Raw genomic sequence first — 17,028 nt, forward strand, 5'->3', positions numbered from 1 at the left:
CCCATTGCTGCTGGTCGTTATCGCTCCCTGTCATATAGTCGTCTATTCCCATTGACGCCAGAGAGCGCATGGTGACAATTGCCGCCATGTGCAGTGTCATCCTCCTCCGTCGCCCGGGACATGACTGGCCGCTGATGCTGGCCGCCAACCGGGACGAAATGGCCGGGCGCCCCTGGCGGTCGCCGGGACGTCATTGGCCGGAGCATCCCCATGTGCGCGCCGGTCTGGACGAGGTGGCCGGAGGCACCTGGCTGGGGCTCAATGATGATGGCCTAGTTGCCGGGGTGCTCAATCGAGTCGGCACCCTGGGCCCCCTGGAAGGCTATCGCAGCCGTGGCGAACTGCCCCTGGAGGCCCTGTCGCACGGCACCGCTGTCGAGGCCGCCGAGGCGCTGCGCCATCTCGACCCGGCGGCCTATCGCCCGTTCAACATGATCCTCGCTGACGCCCTGTCGGCCTTTTGGCTGCGCTCGGATGGGCATGCGCTAGATGTCGCCCCGGTGCCGGTGGGCATTTCCATGCTCACCGCCCATGACCTCAACGATACCCAAGCCTCGCCCCGGCAAGCCAAGCACCTGCCGCGCTTCCGGGCCGCCCCGACCCCCGATCCGCTGGGCGACTGGTTCGTCTGGCAGGGCCTGCTGGCGAGCCGCGACAGGGACCCGCAGGCCGCCCTGTGCGTCCAGACGGAAAGCGGTTTCGGCACCTCCTCTTCATCGCTGATCGCCCTGCCCGCCCCGCCGACCCAGCAGCCCCCGGTCTGGCTGTTCTGCCCCGGCAAACCGGGCGAGGCCGACTATGCACCGGTCCCCCTGACTTGATGCGTTGCCCCGCCCCATGACTCCTGCTATAGGGTCTGCTCCCCATATGACAAGGATTGACCCCGCCATGGCGCGACGCAGGCAGATTTACGAAGGCAAGGCCAAGGTTTTGTTCGAAGGGCCGGAGCCCGGCACCATCGTGCAATATTTCAAGGACGACGCCACCGCCTTCAACAACAAGAAAAAAGGCACCATCACCGGCAAGGGCGTGCTGAACAACCGCATTTCCGAATTCCTGATGTTGCGCCTGGGCGAGATGGGCATTCCGACTCATTTCATCCGTCGCCTGAACATGCGCGAACAGCTCATCCGGCAGGTGGAAATCGTGCCGGTCGAAGTGGTCGTGCGCAATATCGCCGCCGGGTCCATCTCTCAGCGCCTGGGGATCGAGGAAGGCACGCCGCTGCCACGCTCCATCGTCGAATATTGCTACAAGAACGACGAGCTGAACGATCCGCTGGTGGCCGAGGAACATGTGACCGCCTTTGGTTGGGCGACGCCGCCGGAACTGGACGAGATCCTGGCCCTGTCCCTGCGCATCAACGACTACCTGTCGGGCATGTTCTACGGCATCGGCCTCAAGCTGGTGGACTTCAAGCTGGAATACGGGCGGCTGTGGGAAAACGACCAGATGCGGATCGTCCTGGCCGACGAGATCAGCCCCGACTCCTGTCGCCTGTGGGACGTCACCACCAACGAGAAGATGGACAAGGACCGCTTCCGCCGCGATCTGGGATCGGTGGAAGAAGCCTATCAGGAAGTGGCGCGGCGTTTGGGCATTCTCCCCGAAAGCGGACCCGCCGACATGAAAGGCCCCGAGGTCGTACAGTAACAAGGACAAGACCGATGAAAGCCACCGTCACCGTCACCCTGAAGAACGGCGTTCTGGACCCCCAGGGCAAGGCCATTGAACATGCGCTCGGCTCGCTTGGTTTTTCGGGCGTCGACAGCGCCCGCCAGGGCAAGATCATCCAACTGGATCTGGCCGAGACCGACGAAGCCAAAGCCCGCGCCCAGGTGGAGGAGATGTGCAAGCAACTGCTCGCCAACACGGTGATTGAGAATTACGCCATCGAAATGGCCTGAGGTCGGAGCCCTGCCCATGAAAGCCGCCGTCATCGTCTTCCCCGGCTCCAACTGTGACCGGGACATGCAGGTTGCCCTGCGCCACGCCATGAAGGCCGAGCCGATCATGGTCTGGCACCGGGACACGGCACTGCCCGACGTGGACCTGATCGCCGTCCCCGGTGGGTTCTCCTACGGCGACTACCTGCGCTGCGGGGCCATGGCCAGCCATTCGCCGATCATGGCGGAAGTGAAACGCGCCGCCCTGCGCGGGGTGCATGTGCTCGGTGTCTGCAACGGCTTCCAGGTGCTGACCGAGGCCGGGTTGCTGCCCGGCGCCCTGATGCGCAACCGGGATATCAAGTTCATCTGCCGCGACGTCTGGCTGTCGGTGGAAAACAATGCCAGCCCCTATACCGGCCACTACGAAAAGGGCGAGGTGATCCGCATTCCCGTGGCCCATCACGACGGCAATTACTTCACCGATGCCGATACCCTGAAGCAGATCGAAGACAACGGCCAGGTGGCCTTCCGCTATTGTTCCGCCGATGGAACGGTGGACGCAGCCCACAACCCCAATGGCAGTTGCAATAACATCGCAGGCGTCACCAACGAGGCCGGCAACGTACTCGGCATGATGCCGCACCCCGAACGCCTCGCCGACCCCCTGCTCGGCGGCACCGACGGCCGCCCGATGTTCGAAAGCCTGGTGGCGGCGCTGGGGTAGCCCAAACCGCCACCCCCGCCGCGCCCCATTTCGTCATTCGAGAATGGCATGGACACTCCCTTTGCTGATCCGTTTCGACACTCACCAGTAGGGCTCATCACGAAGCCGCTGGGGGCGACCATGCTATGACCGAAACCTACATGTTAGCTCAACCCCAATTTAGGGGAGCGTCACCGTAATCCCGCAAGGCGGAAACCATCGGCCGCCCCGTCGGCAACGATGCCTTCCATCAAGAGGTCGAAGCGCGCACAGGCCAACATCTGAAGCCCGCCAAACGGGGACCCAAACCCAATCCGGAACAGCGGCAGGATAGGGAATAAAGTGCACTGTCACCGTAATCCCAGGATAGGGAATAAAGTGCACTGTCACCGTAATCCGGGGTTTGGTTGTCGGCGTGGGGGGGTGTTGTTTGGGTGTGGCGGCACATGCCGCGTAGTTAGTGGCGTGTCACTGGAACCCCGTAACCCCGCAATTAATGCACTGTCACCGTAACCCCAATCTAGTAGCGGGGGGTCTTCTGGAGGCGCTGGCGGGGGCTCCGGGAGCGGCGGTAGTGGATTTTAAGGTTAAGAACTGATGGCATGGCGCGGTATTCATATTTCAAACCCAGCCCGGTTGCAGTTGGTGGATAAGAAGATCGAGGTGGAACAGGATTCCGGATCGCACCGTTTTCCATTGGAAGACGTGGACTGGATCATCCTGGATACACCCCAGGCCTCGGTGACGGCAAAGTTGATGAGTGAATGCGCCGAGCGAAATATTACCCTGATCGTTTCGGACGAAAAACACATACCGTCGGGGCTCTGTAGAAATCAGGTTGAGCGGTAACCCTTCACGGTGTTTTCATGGGAGATAAAAAAATCTGCCCCAATTGTGTTTTTTTCTGCGCGTGTGGCCTAGATGAATAGTGACATTAACATTTCAAGAAAGGTCACGAACCATGAACACCCCCACCCAAAGCTACTCTTCCGCCGTTTCCACCCTTCTCCCCCTGGCTCTCTATCATGATTGCGGCGGCGCAAAAGCTGCCGCCAAAATCCTGCTCAACGCCTACAACATTTTTGAATGGACCATGTCGACCGATGACATCATGTCCCTTCACGATCAATACCGAGAAGCGGCATATGCGGTAATCTTCTGGCGCTGTGAATCACTGCGCGAACCGCATGAGGTCATCCCAGATGGTGATAAACTATTTCGGCAGTTGGCCCGCGAATGGAATCACCTCAGCGAGGAAAATCGCGACGCGGCGTAAGACACGTTCAGGCAGAAAAAACAGGCCAATGGCATTATCCCGTTGGCCTGTTTTGGTGTTCGCAGTTGGGGCGTTATGGAAACCCCAGCGGGGTTGGGCAGGGTTACCCCCCAGAACCGCCGGCGCCGCTGCCGCTACCTCCACCCTTGTTGTGGACGAGCAAGTTCGCGGTGAATGCGTTTCCCGGCTCCCTATCCTCCGCGCTGCCGCCAGGGACAACGTAGTAGGTGTGGGTGCTGTCCACGGTCATGTTGAAGATGTCGGTGGGGCGCTCGAAGCGTTGAATGTCCGACAGCGTGGTTTCCCCGTCGGAGGTCACCAAGGTCGACCCGGCGCGGAGATTGCCCGCCGTAATCCAGTCGCCGTTGGGTCCGGCAAACGGATGACCGGATGTAGTGGTGAGGCCATGGCCGTTCACGTCCATGTTCAACACATGATCGGATTGGCCGTGGAACAGTTTGGTCACACGCGACGTGGTCTGACGACGGGCCTTGGTATCATAGCTCACCACCTCGTCACCGATTTCAATCAGGGCGATGGGCTTATAGCCGCCGTCGGCCATCCACACAACGGTCTCGCCGGTGAAGCAATCGCCGCCGCCGGATGATCCGCCGCCGCCGGATGATCCGCCGCCGCCACCAGAGTCCGATCCACCATCGCCCGCCGAACTGGACGCGCCGGAACTGGACCCGACACTGGCGGAACCACCGATCGCCGCGCCGACGGCGCTGACGCCCTCGGTCGCGCCCTCGGCGGCCACGGAAATGTCGTTGGCCATTGCTTCGCCTACGCCGCTGCGCCGGTCACAGCGCCTTGTGTGGCTTGAGCGATTTGCACGGGTTCCAAACTGGCCAGTTGAATGCCACTCGTGCCGATGAAAGCCAGATCGCCCACATTGGGCGGCGTGCCGCGATAAAGCCGGGGCACCAGAAGTTCACGGCCCGTATAGAACCGGGTGGCCTCGGCCATTTCTTCCGGGTCGCCCGTCACGAGGGATCCGTTGTACCCCCGGTGAATGCGGTGCAACAAATCCATGGCGATTTTCTTTTGCGCCTCGCTGGCCGTATCCAGCGCCCAGTCGCCCAAGTCGTTCCGGCCCAGTTCCCGGTCCGACAGGGTCAGCAGAAAATGGTGCGTATATTCGCCGGGCAGGTAGGAATCTTTCAGTTGCGAGAAAAAGCCCAGGCCTTCGTTGCGTTTTTCGATATCGACGATTGAATAACGCTTGATGTCCTGCTTGAACAAGATGGGGGCGCGGCCGATGTAGACGTTCTTGTTCGGGGCCTTGTAAGGCACCGCCGCGTCCTTGCCGGACGCGATTTCGGGATTGACCTCGGCAAAGGATTTAACCGCCTGTACACGGCCCGTGGCGCGATTGATGTAAACGCAATAAAGATCGTCCACCGTTTCCAACAGGGTTTCCGGTGCGTCTTCGGCGGCGCGAAGATCCGTCGGCAAGACCAACGCACCCGCCCCGGCCATTGCCGCTGCCCCAGCACCCTGCAAAACCTGGCGACGCGTGGTGAATAAATCAAAGATGCTCTTTGGGTTTAGATTGTTATCAGCCATTAATTCCCCCGAAATCACTTAAAAAGCGCTCAACATTGGTACACTTTTTGCGAGGGGGGCGACAAGCGAAAAACGTCATCTCGTGAGCCCCGGAAACCGCTTGGCGGTATAGGTTTCACTTGGAAAGGCCTTGTTGCCAATGTCCAGCATTCGGGGATTACGGTGACAGTGCACTCTTTCCCCAATAAATGCACTGTCACCTTAGCTGGAAGGACGGGTGCTGGACGGCCAGACGGTGCGCGTCTCCGCCGACAGCAAGGGTCTGACCCTGGATGCCGGGGGATAAATTTTTTTGGCTCACAGGCGAAGGACAGGGTAACCCGCAGAGCAAAAATTTAGTGCACTGTCACCGTAACCCCAAGGACAGGGTAACCCGCAGAGCAAAAATTTAGTGCACTGTCACCGTAACCCCCCCTCTGGCATCGGTCACGCCGGGCTTGGTAGCCCCCTCAACCTCGATTGTGGACTTGCCGTTATCAAAGGTCTTGCCTTGGTGCTCCTGGTCAGCCTCAGGCGTCGGCATCCCCGCCTTGGCCCGCGCGCCCAATCCGGCATTGATGCCCGCGTCGATTTGCTTGCGGTCGTCGGGGTGAAAGAATGATGTGCCGCTGGCCGATTGCCCAGAAGCCAAGTCCACCGTGCCCGGGAAAGTGTTCTTGAACCACTGGTCCAGTTTGGGCCGGGCGATGGCGTTGCCGGGGTGGCCGGACTGGAATGAACTGGGCGAGGTCTTGACCTTGAGGGCCTGGGTCGAGGACCAATCCTCCACCGGCACATGGCGCAGGATCTGGTCGGTCCCATGTTGCGGGGTGTCCGGGTGCTTCTGGAAATCGTGCTTGTAGTCTTCTTCGTGCCCCACCGGGGGCGGGCCTTTGGGAGCCGTTTTTTGGGTCAGGGCCTGCCGTTGCTGCTGCTTTTGCTCTTCCAGGCGCTGTTTCTGGCGCATCTCTATGCGCTGATGGGCGGCTTTTTCTTCGGCGGCCTTTTTGTCCTGATGCATCTTCCAGACCGCTTCCGTGTCGGCCTCGGCCTGCTTGAGAAGGTTTTCCTGTTGCGCTCGGTTGCTCGGGGACCCGTCAAGCGGAACGCCCGTGGGACGTGCCGGGGTGTCGAGGACGGGGTCAGAGGCGATGGACGGAATCGGGGCAGAGGACAGGGAGTCCCCGTCGTTGCCGGGGGTGGTGCTGGAGGATGGCAGCACGGTCCAGCAGGGGGAGCGGTCCGTTACGGTATTGGAAAAACAGGGAAACCAGGACCGGGCAAATCCGCTGCACTGTCAGAGCGAAAAGCCCGCTCCGGTGAGGGGGAGCCCGTCCTCGAATACCATTAGGGCCAGCGGTCACCAACCCGGCAAACAGGCCGGATGGATGACTGCAAATTCACTATGCCCAATCCTTTGAAAAATCTTGTAATCAGGTGGGTGTCCAGATGACAGTGCACAAATTAAATTGCGTATTGCGGGTCCGTTTGCCCACTCTTCCGAAATACCTGACCGCAGGGACGCGCGCATTTCGGCAGCGGGGCGGCTTTGGTCACCGTCCGGTTATAGCTTGCGTCCGTCGGTCAAGAGGCCGGTGATGGCGGCGGCGACGGCCATTTCCGACCAACGCCCTCACCCATAAACGCACAGATAGGCCGTATCGACCTCGACTTTGAGCTGGAACTTCTGGTTGGCCTGGACCACGAAAGAGTCGGTCGCGGTGAAGGTCTGCCAGTTTTGCTGTCCGGGCAATTTGACCGTCAAGGCCCCGCTGACGACGGTCATGGTCTCTTTCTCGGAGGTGCCGAATTCGTAGTCGCCGGGGGCCATCACCCCGACGGTGGCAGGCAGGGTGGCGGTCTGAAATCCGATGGATTTGACCGCACCTTCGAAGTATTCGTTGACCTTGAGCATGGGGTTTCGGCTCCTACTTGCGGACATTGCCTTCAACGGTGAAGTGCTCGATCAGCAACTGACGCAGGCCCCAGACTTCGCCGTCCTCGACCACGATGCGGAACAGGTGCTGGCGGTCGAAACGCTGCACCAATTGCATGATCTGTTCGGCCTCGCGCAGCAGCTTGGAGATGGCCTGACGGACCTGGGTGTTGGTCTTGCTGAGGTTTTTCATCTGTTCGAGGGTTTCCGGGTGGGCCTCGAGCTGCGCCTTGAGGGCGCGGAAAAACACGTTCTTGTCGCCGGTGGCGTAGGCATTGACCATCTCGCCGATGAATTCCCGCACCTCGCGCTTGGAATAGCCCGCGTCCTCGCGCAGGATGCGCACCAGATTGGTGGTGGTCACGCTGAGGTCCGACAGGGCGACGTTGAACAGATTGACCAGCATGGCCAGATCGGCCATTTCGTCGCGTTCCTCGTCCACCGCGCCCCCTCCGGCAACGGCGACCGGCGCGGGCATGTTCTTGAGGGTGGTGGTCAGCGCAGTCAAGCCGGAAGACTGGTTTTCCAGTGCCGCCGCCATGTCCTGAGCCAGACTCTTGTGGGCGTTCAGGTCGGCGATCAGGAATTCGCGGCTCTGCCGGGTTTCCTCAGTGATCTGGGTGACCCCGGCCCCGATGGTCTCGACGATGGAAGACTGCTTGGACATCAGGTTGCCGACGGTGGAAATCTGACGCCCGATATCCAGCAGATAGTTCAGCGACAGCACCGCCACCAGGGGCAGCACGGCAATGAAAAAGATGAACCCCAGTTCGCTGGGCAGCATGGAGAACAGGTTGCCCCAGCCGACCCAATAGGAAATATAGAACAGACAGAGCAGGAACCAGACCCCGGCCCCGACCAGCCCAATCCGCCCAAAGACCGAGTTCAGCCGCAGATCGTCGGAGGCGCTCTCCTCGGATAACGCATCATGGACTCTCGATGTTTGATCCACCATTGTCTCTACCCCCTCGGTTCCGCCGGTAATCGAAAACGTGGACGTGGCGAACGTCTATATCCCATACGGCAAGTCATTACGCAGTTTCCGGGTTCTATCTTAATAAACCCTGAAATTCCAGGATGTTCTATCTATAGCAGGTCGATCCAATCATCATCGTCTTGCGGCTTGTCCTTGGCCTTTGACGCGCGGCGCGGCTTGGCCGGGCGCTTGGGTTTCGGATAGGACCCCCAAAACAGATCGGCCAACTTGGCCAAGGGGTGTCGGCCGTCGTCGCTCATGCCCCAGCGCCAGCGGTTGTGAATGGGTTTGTCCTCGGTAAACGGGCGATGACTGCGACTGGTCTTGCTCTTTGCTGCGGGTGCAGATGTGTCGTCTTCGTCGTCACGCAGGAAATCCCAGTCGTCGTCGTCAACTGTCTTGGGGCGGGAAACGACCACATCCGGTTCCGGCTCCGATTTGGGCTCTGATTTGGGCTCTGATTTGGGTTCCGGTTGAGAGGGGGCGTCATCTCCCAGCAGGACGTCCAGAATGTCGTCGTCAGCCGGGGCCTTGGGCGGAGCAATCACCACCTCGGGTTCCGGTTGCGGCTCCGATTGCGGTTCGGCCTCGATCACAGACTCCGGTTCCGGCGCGGGTTCCGGTTCGGGTTCCGGTTCGGTCTTGGCCTCCGGCTCCGGCTCCGGCTCCAGCAGGGGCTCGGGAACAGGTTCCGGCGCCACATGGGCCTTGTCCACCGCATCGACTTTGTGCAGCAGTTCGGCATTGCCCGGGGCGAGCACCCGGCGCGCCGATTGGGCCCAGGCCTCGAACAGTTCCCGGTCAACGGCCGTCTGATCGTCCTCGGCGGGCGGCGGAGGGTTCTGTTTCGCCGCCGCCTGTTCGAGAATCCGGCCCCAGGCCTGTTCCCTTGGTGGCTTCGTCGGATCGGGCTGTGGAGTCTCTGGAGTTGGCGGATCAGAGGGGGCCAAGTCGTCAGCCGGATGGTCGAACGGGGCCAGACCCTCCGGCGGCCCGGATACATCCTCGCGCGCTTGTTCGAGGGCGGCGGTGGACTGGGCCGGATCGGGGGCGAAATCCGGGTTCATCGGCACATTCCAGCCGAAGGCCGGCAGGTTGTCATCGGGATGCAGGGGGGCGTCCGCTTTTTTGGCCAACGCATCGCGGGTCGCCGTTTCGGCGCGTTCGATCAAGTCGCTCAGTTTCTGCACCGATTCTTGCAGCAGATCGAGCACAGGCGGTGCACTGCCCAGTTTCCCAGATTTAAGTGTCAGGACAAGATATTGGGCACTTTCCGCCATCTTGGCGATGTCCTCGTAGCCGAAGGCCTTGGCTCCACCCTTGAGCACATGCAAAGAGCGCTCGGCCCGGGCCAGGGCAGCTTCCTCCAGGTCGGCGGGGCCGCCAATATGCTCTATGGAGCCGTTCAGGTCGGCCACCGCGCCAGCGGCCTCGGCCAGAAAGGTCTGACGGTATTGTGTGAAGAAAGTCACCGGCGGGTGTTCCTCAAAAAAAGTCCAAAGTCTTCCCAAGTCCGCGATAATAACCGATAATCGCTTCCAGCGCTCAGATTTAGGTGCGCCGCGAAGGACATGAGCATGACCAATTCAAGCAGCTATACCATTGTCGTCGGCAACGAGAAAGGGGGCTCGGGCAAGACCACCACCGCCATGCATCTGGTGGTCGCCCTGTTGCGCATGGGATTTCGGGTGGCGAGCTTCGATCTCGACCGCCGCCAGCGCAGCTTCACCCGCTACATGTCGAACCGCAAACGATTGGTCGACACCCGGGGCGTCGCCCTGCCGATGCCTGACCATTGGGACCCGCGTCACCTCAACACGATGGCCAAGGACGGCCCACGCCCGGAAGAAATGGTCGCCTCCCTCTTGTGGCAGGCCCAGCGCAGCCATGATTTCGTGGTCATTGACTGTCCGGGCAACGATACCCTGCTGGCCCGCCAGGCTCATACGGCGGCCGATATCTTAATCACGCCGGTCAACGACAGCCTGCTTGATCTGGACCTGTTGGCCGAAATCGACGGCGAAGACCTCAAGGTGGCGCGCCCCGGAGTCTATGCCCGCATGGTGTGGCATCAACGGAAAATGCGCCTGGAACGCGACCGCAAGGGGCTGGACTGGATCGTCCTGCGCAACCGCTTGGGCAATTTCGCCGATCATAACAAGCAACTGATGGCCACGGCGCTGGCCGACCTGTCGGTCAATCTGGGATTTCGGCTCGGCGACGGCTTCAAGGAGCGGGTGGTTTATCGCCAATTGTTCCTGGTCGGGCTGACGGTGCTGGACCTGGGCGATCCGGCGTTCTCGGTCAAACAGACGGCCTCCTACGCGGCGGCGCGCGAGGAATTGCGGACGCTGATGCGATTCTTGTGGCTGCCGATTCTGAGTGACCGCTTCGACAAAATCTGATTTCCTCCCCAAAAAATGGTAAAATAGAGCCGTCCAATGGGAGGGCTCGATTGTGGATAATGGGGTCCAGCAACCTCTGCCGCCCTGGCATGGGATGACCGTGGGGCAGGTCCAGCAGGCTCTCGACTGTGGCTCCGAGGGTCTGAGCAAAGGGCAGGCCCGGGAGCGTCTGGATCGTTATGGACCCAATCGGCTGCCGGAGGCCCGGTCGGTCGGACCGCTGGTGCGGTTTCTGCGTCAGTTCCACAATCTGTTGATCTATGTACTGCTGGTCGCCGCCGTTCTGACGGCGTTGCTGGAACACTGGATCGACAGCGGCGTCATTGTTGCCGTGGTGCTGATCAACGTGATCATCGGTTTTTTGCAGGAGGGCAAAGCCGAGGACGCGCTGAACGCCATCCGCAAGATGCTCTCGCTCCATGCCATGGTGCTGCGCGACGGGCGTCGAACGACGATCAATGCTGAGGATCTTGTGCCCGGCGATCTGGTGCTGTTGCAGTCCGGCGACAAGGTTCCCGCCGACCTGCGCCTGATCCGGGTGCGCGAGTTGCGCATTCAGGAGGCCGTGCTAACCGGGGAATCGGTGGCGGTGGCCAAGACCGCCGCGCCGCGCCCGGTGGAAACGGTGCTCGCCGACCGTGGATGCATGGCCTATTCCGGCACCCTGGTGAGCAGCGGCCAGGGGGCGGGACTGGTCATCGCCACCGGCAGTACCACGGAAATCGGACGCATCAGCGCCCTGGTCGCCCTGGTGGAGCAGTTGACCACCCCCTTGCTGCGTCAGATGGCGCAATTCGGGCGTTGGCTGACCACCGGCATTCTGGTGCTCACGGCGCTGACTTGCGCTTTTGGAGTCTGGGTGCGCGGCTATTCGGTGGTGCAGATGTTCCTGGCCGGGGTGGGCTTGGCGGTGGCCGCCATCCCCGAGGGTTTGCCCGCCATCATGACCATCACGCTGGCCATCGGGGTGCAGCGCATGGCACGGCGCAACGCCATCATCCGACGTCTGCCCGCCGTCGAGACCCTGGGCGCGGTGACGACGATTTGTTCCGATAAAACAGGGACATTGACCTGCAACGAGATGACCGTGCGCAGCATCGTCACCGCCGCTGCCCGCTTCGAGACCTCCGGGGTCGGCTACGATCCGCATGGGGGTTTCCTGCGCGACGGCAAGGAGGTCCTGGCGCCGGTGGATTTCATCCTGCTCCAGGCCGCCGAGGCTGCCAGTCTGTGCAATGACGCCGCCCTGGAATCCCGGGACGGAGAATGGGGGGTCAATGGCGATCCCATGGAGGGGGCGCTGCTGGTGGCCGGGATCAAGGCCGGTCTGGACCCCGGGGAACTGGAACGGCGCTATCCGCGAACCGACCTGATCCCGTTCGAGTCCGAGCACCGTTTCATGGCCACCCTGCATCACAGCCATGCGGGGGAGGCCTTCATTTTCGTCAAAGGCGCGCCGGAGCGCGTGCTCGGGATGTGCATCGCCCAACGGACCCCGGACGGAGATCAACCTTTGGATTCCGACTACTGGCACCACATGACGGAAACCCTGGCCGACGGGGGCCAGCGGGTGCTGGCGGTGGCGGTCAAGGGCACGCAACACCATCGCATGGAACTGGATTTTGCCGATGTGGACGGGGACTTGGTGATGCTGGCCCTGTTTGGGATGATTGATCCGCCACGCGAGGAGGCGGTGCGGGCCGTCGCCACCTGCCGGGCGGCGGGAATCGGTGTCAAGATGATCACCGGCGACCATGCCACCACCGCCCGCGCCATCGCCCGCCAGCTCCATTTGCAGCATGCGGATGACGCCCTGACGGGGTTGGATATTGAGGCCCTCGACGACGCGGCGCTGACCGACCGGCTGGCGACCATTGATGTCTTCGCCCGGGTCAGCCCGGAACACAAGCTGCGGCTGGTCAGTCTGTTGCAGGCCGAGGGGCATGTGGTGGCGATGACCGGCGACGGGGTCAACGACGCCCCGGCCCTGAAGCGGGCCGATGTGGGGGTCGCCATGGGACAGGACGGCACCGAGGCGGCCAAGGATGCGGCCGAGATGGTCTTGGCGGACGACAATTTCGCCTCCATTTCCCATGCGGTGGAAGAAGGCCGCACGGTGGACGACAACATCAAGAAATCCATCCTGTTCATTCTGCCGACCAACGGCGGCGAGGCGCTGACCATCATCGCCGCCGTGTTGTTCGGCTTTTCCGATCTGCCGTTGACGCCGGTGCAGATTCTGTGGGTCAACATGATCACCGCCGTCACCCTGGCCCTGGCCCTGGCCTTCGAGCCGACGGAAAAGCATGTCATGCGCCGTCCGCCCCGGAAACCGGACGCCCCCATTCTGACGCCCGGATTCCTGTGGCGCATCGCCTATGTGTCGCTGATCCTGGTGAGCGGCGTGTTCGGGCTGTACCTTTGGGAAACGGCGCAGGGGGCCAGTCTGGCCGAAGCCCGCACGGTGGCGGTCAATTGCCTGATTTTGTTTGAAATTTTCTACCTGTTCAACGCCCGATATATTTACGCGCCGGTGCTGAATCGCGCGGGACTGTTGGGCAACCGCGTTGCCCTGGTGGCGGTGGCCCTGTTGCTGCTGGTCCAGATGGGCTTCACTTATCTGGAATTCATGCAGACCCTGTTCGGGGTCACCGGGATCGGACTGGAATCCTGGGGGCGCATTGTCGTGGTTTCGTCGTCGGTGTTGTTCCTGGTGGAACTGGAAAAGGCCTGGATTCGCCACAGACAGGCGCGAAAATCCTCCCACGGCATGCCATGATTTTCGTTCTGATTTGAAATTACCTGAAAAAATTTATGGGTTTTCAGGGAGTTGTTCTCGCCGTTGGCGAAAACAGGCGACAAATGTCAAATTCGATAAAATAAAGCCTTGGCTATCCCACTTGAAATCCATAGGATGTGCCCGCAAATGCGAATGATACTTAATTGGGGGCAATATGGTCGAGGACTGCAAGGACTGTGCTGACGCGAAAAGTCAGAAAACGCTGGCCGATCTCAAGGTCGGCGAAAAGGCGACCATCATCTGCGTAGCTGGCGACGATTCCCTGAAACGGCGCCTGTCGTCCATGGGGGTGGTCAAGGGCACGGCCATCGCGCTCGACCGCAAGGCCCCGATGGGAGATCCCCGGGCCTATGAACTGATGGGCTATCGGTTGAGCCTGCGGCAGACGGAAGCCCGGCAGATCGTCATCGAGGGCTAGGCAGACGGCAGGATGTCGGCTGGTAAAATTTATTCATTTTAGAGGTTATGATGAATCTTCAAGAACGTAGGGTCACGGTTGCCCTGGTCGGCAATCCCAATTGCGGCAAGACGTCGCTGTCCAACAAGCTGACGGGGGCGCGGGATTCGGTGGGCAACTATCCGCGCGTGACGGTGGCCAAGAAAATGCGGGCCATTGAGCATCGGGGATGGACGCTGGAGTTCGTCGATCTGCCGGGGGTTTATTCCCTGACCTCCCAGTCGCCCGAGGAACGTATCGCCCGCGACTATATCCAGGACGCCCGTCCAGACATCGTGGTCAACGTGCTCGACGCCGGCAACCTGCAACGCAGCCTGTTCCTGACCACCCAGTTGATCGAGATGGGCGCGCCTCGGGTCTATTGCCTGAACATGGCCGACGAGATGCGGGCCAAGGGTCTCACCCTCAAGCTGGATGATTTCGGGGCCATGCTCGGCGGTCCGGTGGTGGAGACGGTGGCCAAGACCGGCGAAGGCCGCGAGGCGCTGCTCGACGCGGTGGTGAAGGTGGCCGAGGGTCTGCCCTCCGAACATCCGCTGCGGGTGCCCTATGACAGTCATTTGGAAGAAGCCATCACCCGGGCCGAGGCGCAAATCCTCGAATTGCATCCGGGGGCGCTGGAGCATGTGCAGAGCCGCTGGCTGGCCATCAAGTTGCTGGAAGGCGATGACGAAGTGCTGCGCCGCGAGGGCGAGCATCAGGATCTGATTGATCTGGTGACCTCCGACCGCGAGGTGCTGGTGAAAACCCATGGCGAAAGCGTCGAGGCGATGTTCGCCACCGCCCGTTATGGATTCATCCACGGTCTGTTGATGGAAGTGGGCGGCGAGTCCGACAGCATCGCTCGTCGCATGGATATGACCCGCTTCATTGATTCCCTGACCCTGCACCCGGTGCTTGGCCTGCCCATTTTCCTGGGGTTCCTGTGGCTGATGTTTGAGACCACCTTCACCCTCGGGGCCTATCCCATGGACTGGATCGATTCCGGGGTCGGGGTAATTTCCGAGTTCGTGGACGGACTCATCCCGCCGGGCATGGTGCATGATCTGATGGTCGATGGCGTCATCGCCGGGATGGGCGGCACCATCATCTTCCTGCCCAACATCGTCATCTTGTTCTTCTTCATGGCCATTTTCAGCGAGACCGGCTACCTGTCCCGCTCGGCCTTCCTGTTGGACCGGGTGATGCACAGCTTCGGTCTGCACGGCAAGGCGTTCATCCCGCTGGTCATGGGCTTTGGCTGCAACGTGCCGGCGATCATGGCCACCCGGACCATCGAGAGCGACCGTTCGCGGATGATCGCCATTCTGGTCAATCCCTATATCACCTGTTCGGCCCGCCTGCCGGTGTTCGTGCTGTTCGCCGGGGCCTTTTTCGCTGAAAGCGCCGGGACGGTGGTGTTCGGGATGTACATGCTGTCCATCGCCATGGCGGTGCTGGCGGCAGTGCTGCTGGACAAGTTCGTGTTCAAGGGCGAGTCCGAACCCTTCGTCATGGAATTGCCGCCCTACCGCATGCCGACCGCCGCCGCCGTGATGCATCACATGGGCGAGAAGGCCATCGGCTTTCTCAAGAAGGTGACCGGGGTGATCCTGGTCGGTTCCACCATCATCTGGTTCCTTCAGGCCTACCCGCAGAATGTCCAGTATTCCGAGGACTATGAATCGCAGATCGCGGCCCTCGAAGCGCAGCCGGAAAGCGAGGCCCGCGATGCACAACTGTCCATCCTGTCGAGCAAGCAGTCCGGTGAGAAATTGCAGAAGAGCTACCTGGGGATCATCGCCGGTGGCGTCGCCCCCGCCGTGTCGCCCATCGGCTTCACCTGGATGGATACGGTGGCCATCCTGACCGGCTTCGTGGCCAAGGAAGTGGTGGTTGCGTCCTATGCGGTCATGTACGCCCAGGGCGAGGACGCCAATGAGGAATCGACCGGTCTGCGACAGGCCATTGCAGGCTCCATGTCACCGCTCGTGGCTTTTGCTTTCATGGTCTTCATTCTGCTCTACGCGCCCTGTCTGGCCACCATCGCGGTGATCAAGCGCGAGGCCGGGGGCTGGAAATGGGCTGGATTTTCGGTGGCCTTTTCCCTGGTGTTGGCCTATACGATGGCTTTTGGCATCGTGACCGTCGGCGGTATGGTCATATGACGAAGGGAATCCGATGATTGAAGCCCTGATCCTGATCATGGCCGTTTCCATAGGGCTCTTGGTCTATTATGTGATCTACAAAGGAGCGGCCCGGCTGTTCGGGTCGGGCTGTTCTGGATGTGCCAAGGCCGATGCCTGTAGCAAGATCAAGGTGGTCGAGCAGCTGAATCGAAAATGCTGACACAGACCATGCCGTGAGCTGCCGGAGCAGGGAAAGTCGTGCCCAGAAATCGAGACGAGTATCAGCGCCGTCGATTGTTTGATCTGTTCGGCAGTAAGAAGCAGCAGGCCTTCGAGGAATTCGAACTGTTGGCGGAGGATTTGCCGCCGCCCCCCCGTCGTCGTCCCTCGATGGGGCGTGACGAGCGGGAAAGGCTTGATCCCGGCGAACCCCGGGATTTGCCGCCGCCGCAGACGCATCCCGATCCGCTGGAGCGCCCGCGCCGGGAACGGGAACCGCGTCGCGAGGAGTCTCCCGAGGCGCGCGCCAAGTCGAAAGGTCGTCCGGCCAACGAGGAAAGCTCGGGGCGACGGTCGGAAATGCTCCGCTGGCTGCGCCACGAGGAGGAAAGCACCCATATCCTCAATCAGGTGGAACGGGTCATGCGGGCCCTGGAGCGGCACGACAGCCGCCGCCGCAAAGTATTCCTGAAGATGATTGCCGCCTGGGTCGTGGCCTATGCCCTGACCATCGGGGAGGTACCCTGGTTCCTGCGCGAGGGATGGACAATGGCTTCCCACTTGGTGGTGCAATGGAATGAGTTCTTCACCATGCCGTCTCCCGCTTCGCCGCCGCTGGTCGAGCCCATGCAATCTGCGCCGCTGTCCGTCGCCCCACCGCCGGAGACCCCGCCATTGCCCCCGCAGGCCCCGTCTCCATCGGGACAGTGA

The 17,028-nt window shown here is 61.3% G+C and carries 18 protein-coding genes; 12 read left to right on the plus strand and 6 right to left on the minus strand.

The genetic code is table 11. The features are described 5' to 3' along the window. Positions 1–68: 68 nt before the first annotated feature. The 6 genes from ACYQ1P_RS00530 to ACYQ1P_RS00555 all read left to right on the plus strand — a co-directional run bounded on the left by ACYQ1P_RS00530 (position 69) and on the right by ACYQ1P_RS00555 (position 3,868). Complete coding sequence (locus ACYQ1P_RS00530) at positions 69–821, plus strand: NRDE family protein (protein WP_460018428.1); 753 nt, start codon at positions 69–71, stop codon at positions 819–821. A gap of 67 nt (positions 822–888) precedes the next feature. Then, the gene (purC, locus tag ACYQ1P_RS00535; RefSeq protein ID WP_460018429.1) at positions 889–1,653 is read left to right on the plus strand and encodes a phosphoribosylaminoimidazolesuccinocarboxamide synthase; all 765 of its coding nucleotides are present in this window, start codon (positions 889–891) and stop codon (positions 1,651–1,653) included. Between the two features lie 14 nt (positions 1,654–1,667). Then, a complete protein-coding gene (purS, locus tag ACYQ1P_RS00540; RefSeq protein ID WP_460018430.1) occupies positions 1,668–1,907 on the plus strand; it encodes a phosphoribosylformylglycinamidine synthase subunit PurS in 240 nt (79 codons plus the stop codon). A gap of 16 nt (positions 1,908–1,923) precedes the next feature. After that, the gene (gene purQ, locus ACYQ1P_RS00545) at positions 1,924–2,613 is read left to right on the plus strand and encodes a phosphoribosylformylglycinamidine synthase subunit PurQ (protein WP_460018431.1); all 690 of its coding nucleotides are present in this window, start codon (positions 1,924–1,926) and stop codon (positions 2,611–2,613) included. Positions 2,614–3,189: 576 nt separating this feature from the next. Continuing rightward, on the plus strand, positions 3,190–3,441 hold the full coding sequence (locus tag ACYQ1P_RS00550) for a CRISPR-associated endonuclease Cas1 (RefSeq protein ID WP_460018432.1): 252 nt from the start codon (positions 3,190–3,192) through the stop codon (positions 3,439–3,441). 112 nt (positions 3,442–3,553) lie between these two features. Then, positions 3,554–3,868, plus strand: a complete 315-nt coding sequence (locus tag ACYQ1P_RS00555) for a DUF7673 family protein (protein ID WP_460018433.1) — start codon at positions 3,554–3,556, stop codon at positions 3,866–3,868. Positions 3,869–3,971: 103 nt separating this feature from the next. On the opposite strand, the gene ACYQ1P_RS00560 is transcribed toward ACYQ1P_RS00555, so the two are convergent. From ACYQ1P_RS00560 to ACYQ1P_RS00585, 6 genes are all read right to left on the minus strand, one after another. After that, complete coding sequence (locus ACYQ1P_RS00560) at positions 3,972–4,646, minus strand: polymorphic toxin-type HINT domain-containing protein (protein ID WP_460018434.1); 675 nt, start codon at positions 4,644–4,646, stop codon at positions 3,972–3,974. An 8-nt stretch (positions 4,647–4,654) separates the two neighbouring features. Continuing rightward, complete coding sequence (locus ACYQ1P_RS00565; protein ID WP_460018435.1) at positions 4,655–5,350, minus strand: hypothetical protein; 696 nt, start codon at positions 5,348–5,350, stop codon at positions 4,655–4,657. Between the two features lie 475 nt (positions 5,351–5,825). Beyond that, a complete protein-coding gene (locus ACYQ1P_RS00570) occupies positions 5,826–6,638 on the minus strand; it encodes a hypothetical protein (RefSeq protein ID WP_460018436.1) in 813 nt (270 codons plus the stop codon). Positions 6,639–7,049: 411 nt separating this feature from the next. Next, the gene (gene ppnP / locus ACYQ1P_RS00575; RefSeq protein WP_460018437.1) at positions 7,050–7,331 is read right to left on the minus strand and encodes a pyrimidine/purine nucleoside phosphorylase; all 282 of its coding nucleotides are present in this window, start codon (positions 7,329–7,331) and stop codon (positions 7,050–7,052) included. A 13-nt stretch (positions 7,332–7,344) separates the two neighbouring features. After that, a complete protein-coding gene (locus tag ACYQ1P_RS00580) occupies positions 7,345–8,307 on the minus strand; it encodes a hypothetical protein (RefSeq protein ID WP_460018438.1) in 963 nt (320 codons plus the stop codon). Positions 8,308–8,438: 131 nt separating this feature from the next. After that, positions 8,439–9,800, minus strand: a complete 1,362-nt coding sequence (locus ACYQ1P_RS00585; protein ID WP_460018439.1) for an Hpt domain-containing protein — start codon at positions 9,798–9,800, stop codon at positions 8,439–8,441. A gap of 105 nt (positions 9,801–9,905) precedes the next feature. Between ACYQ1P_RS00585 and ACYQ1P_RS00590 the strand changes: the two genes are divergently transcribed. The 6 genes from ACYQ1P_RS00590 (at position 9,906) to ACYQ1P_RS00615 (ending at position 17,028) form a co-directional block, all read left to right on the plus strand. Next, positions 9,906–10,733, plus strand: coding sequence for a division plane positioning ATPase MipZ (locus ACYQ1P_RS00590; protein ID WP_460018440.1), 828 nt, complete (start codon positions 9,906–9,908; stop codon positions 10,731–10,733). A 52-nt stretch (positions 10,734–10,785) separates the two neighbouring features. Then, a complete protein-coding gene (locus ACYQ1P_RS00595) occupies positions 10,786–13,512 on the plus strand; it encodes a cation-transporting P-type ATPase (protein ID WP_460018441.1) in 2,727 nt (908 codons plus the stop codon). Positions 13,513–13,687: 175 nt separating this feature from the next. Beyond that, entirely contained in the window at positions 13,688–13,951 is a 264-nt protein-coding gene (locus tag ACYQ1P_RS00600; protein ID WP_460018442.1) for a FeoA family protein, read from the plus strand. Positions 13,952–14,001: 50 nt separating this feature from the next. After that, on the plus strand, positions 14,002–16,137 hold the full coding sequence (gene feoB, locus ACYQ1P_RS00605; RefSeq protein WP_460018443.1) for a ferrous iron transport protein B: 2,136 nt from the start codon (positions 14,002–14,004) through the stop codon (positions 16,135–16,137). A gap of 13 nt (positions 16,138–16,150) precedes the next feature. Continuing rightward, on the plus strand, positions 16,151–16,318 hold the full coding sequence (locus ACYQ1P_RS00610) for a hypothetical protein (RefSeq protein WP_460018444.1): 168 nt from the start codon (positions 16,151–16,153) through the stop codon (positions 16,316–16,318). A gap of 38 nt (positions 16,319–16,356) precedes the next feature. After that, the gene (locus ACYQ1P_RS00615) at positions 16,357–17,028 is read left to right on the plus strand and encodes a hypothetical protein (RefSeq protein WP_460018445.1); all 672 of its coding nucleotides are present in this window, start codon (positions 16,357–16,359) and stop codon (positions 17,026–17,028) included.

This window comes from Magnetospira thiophila (genome assembly GCF_054657015.1).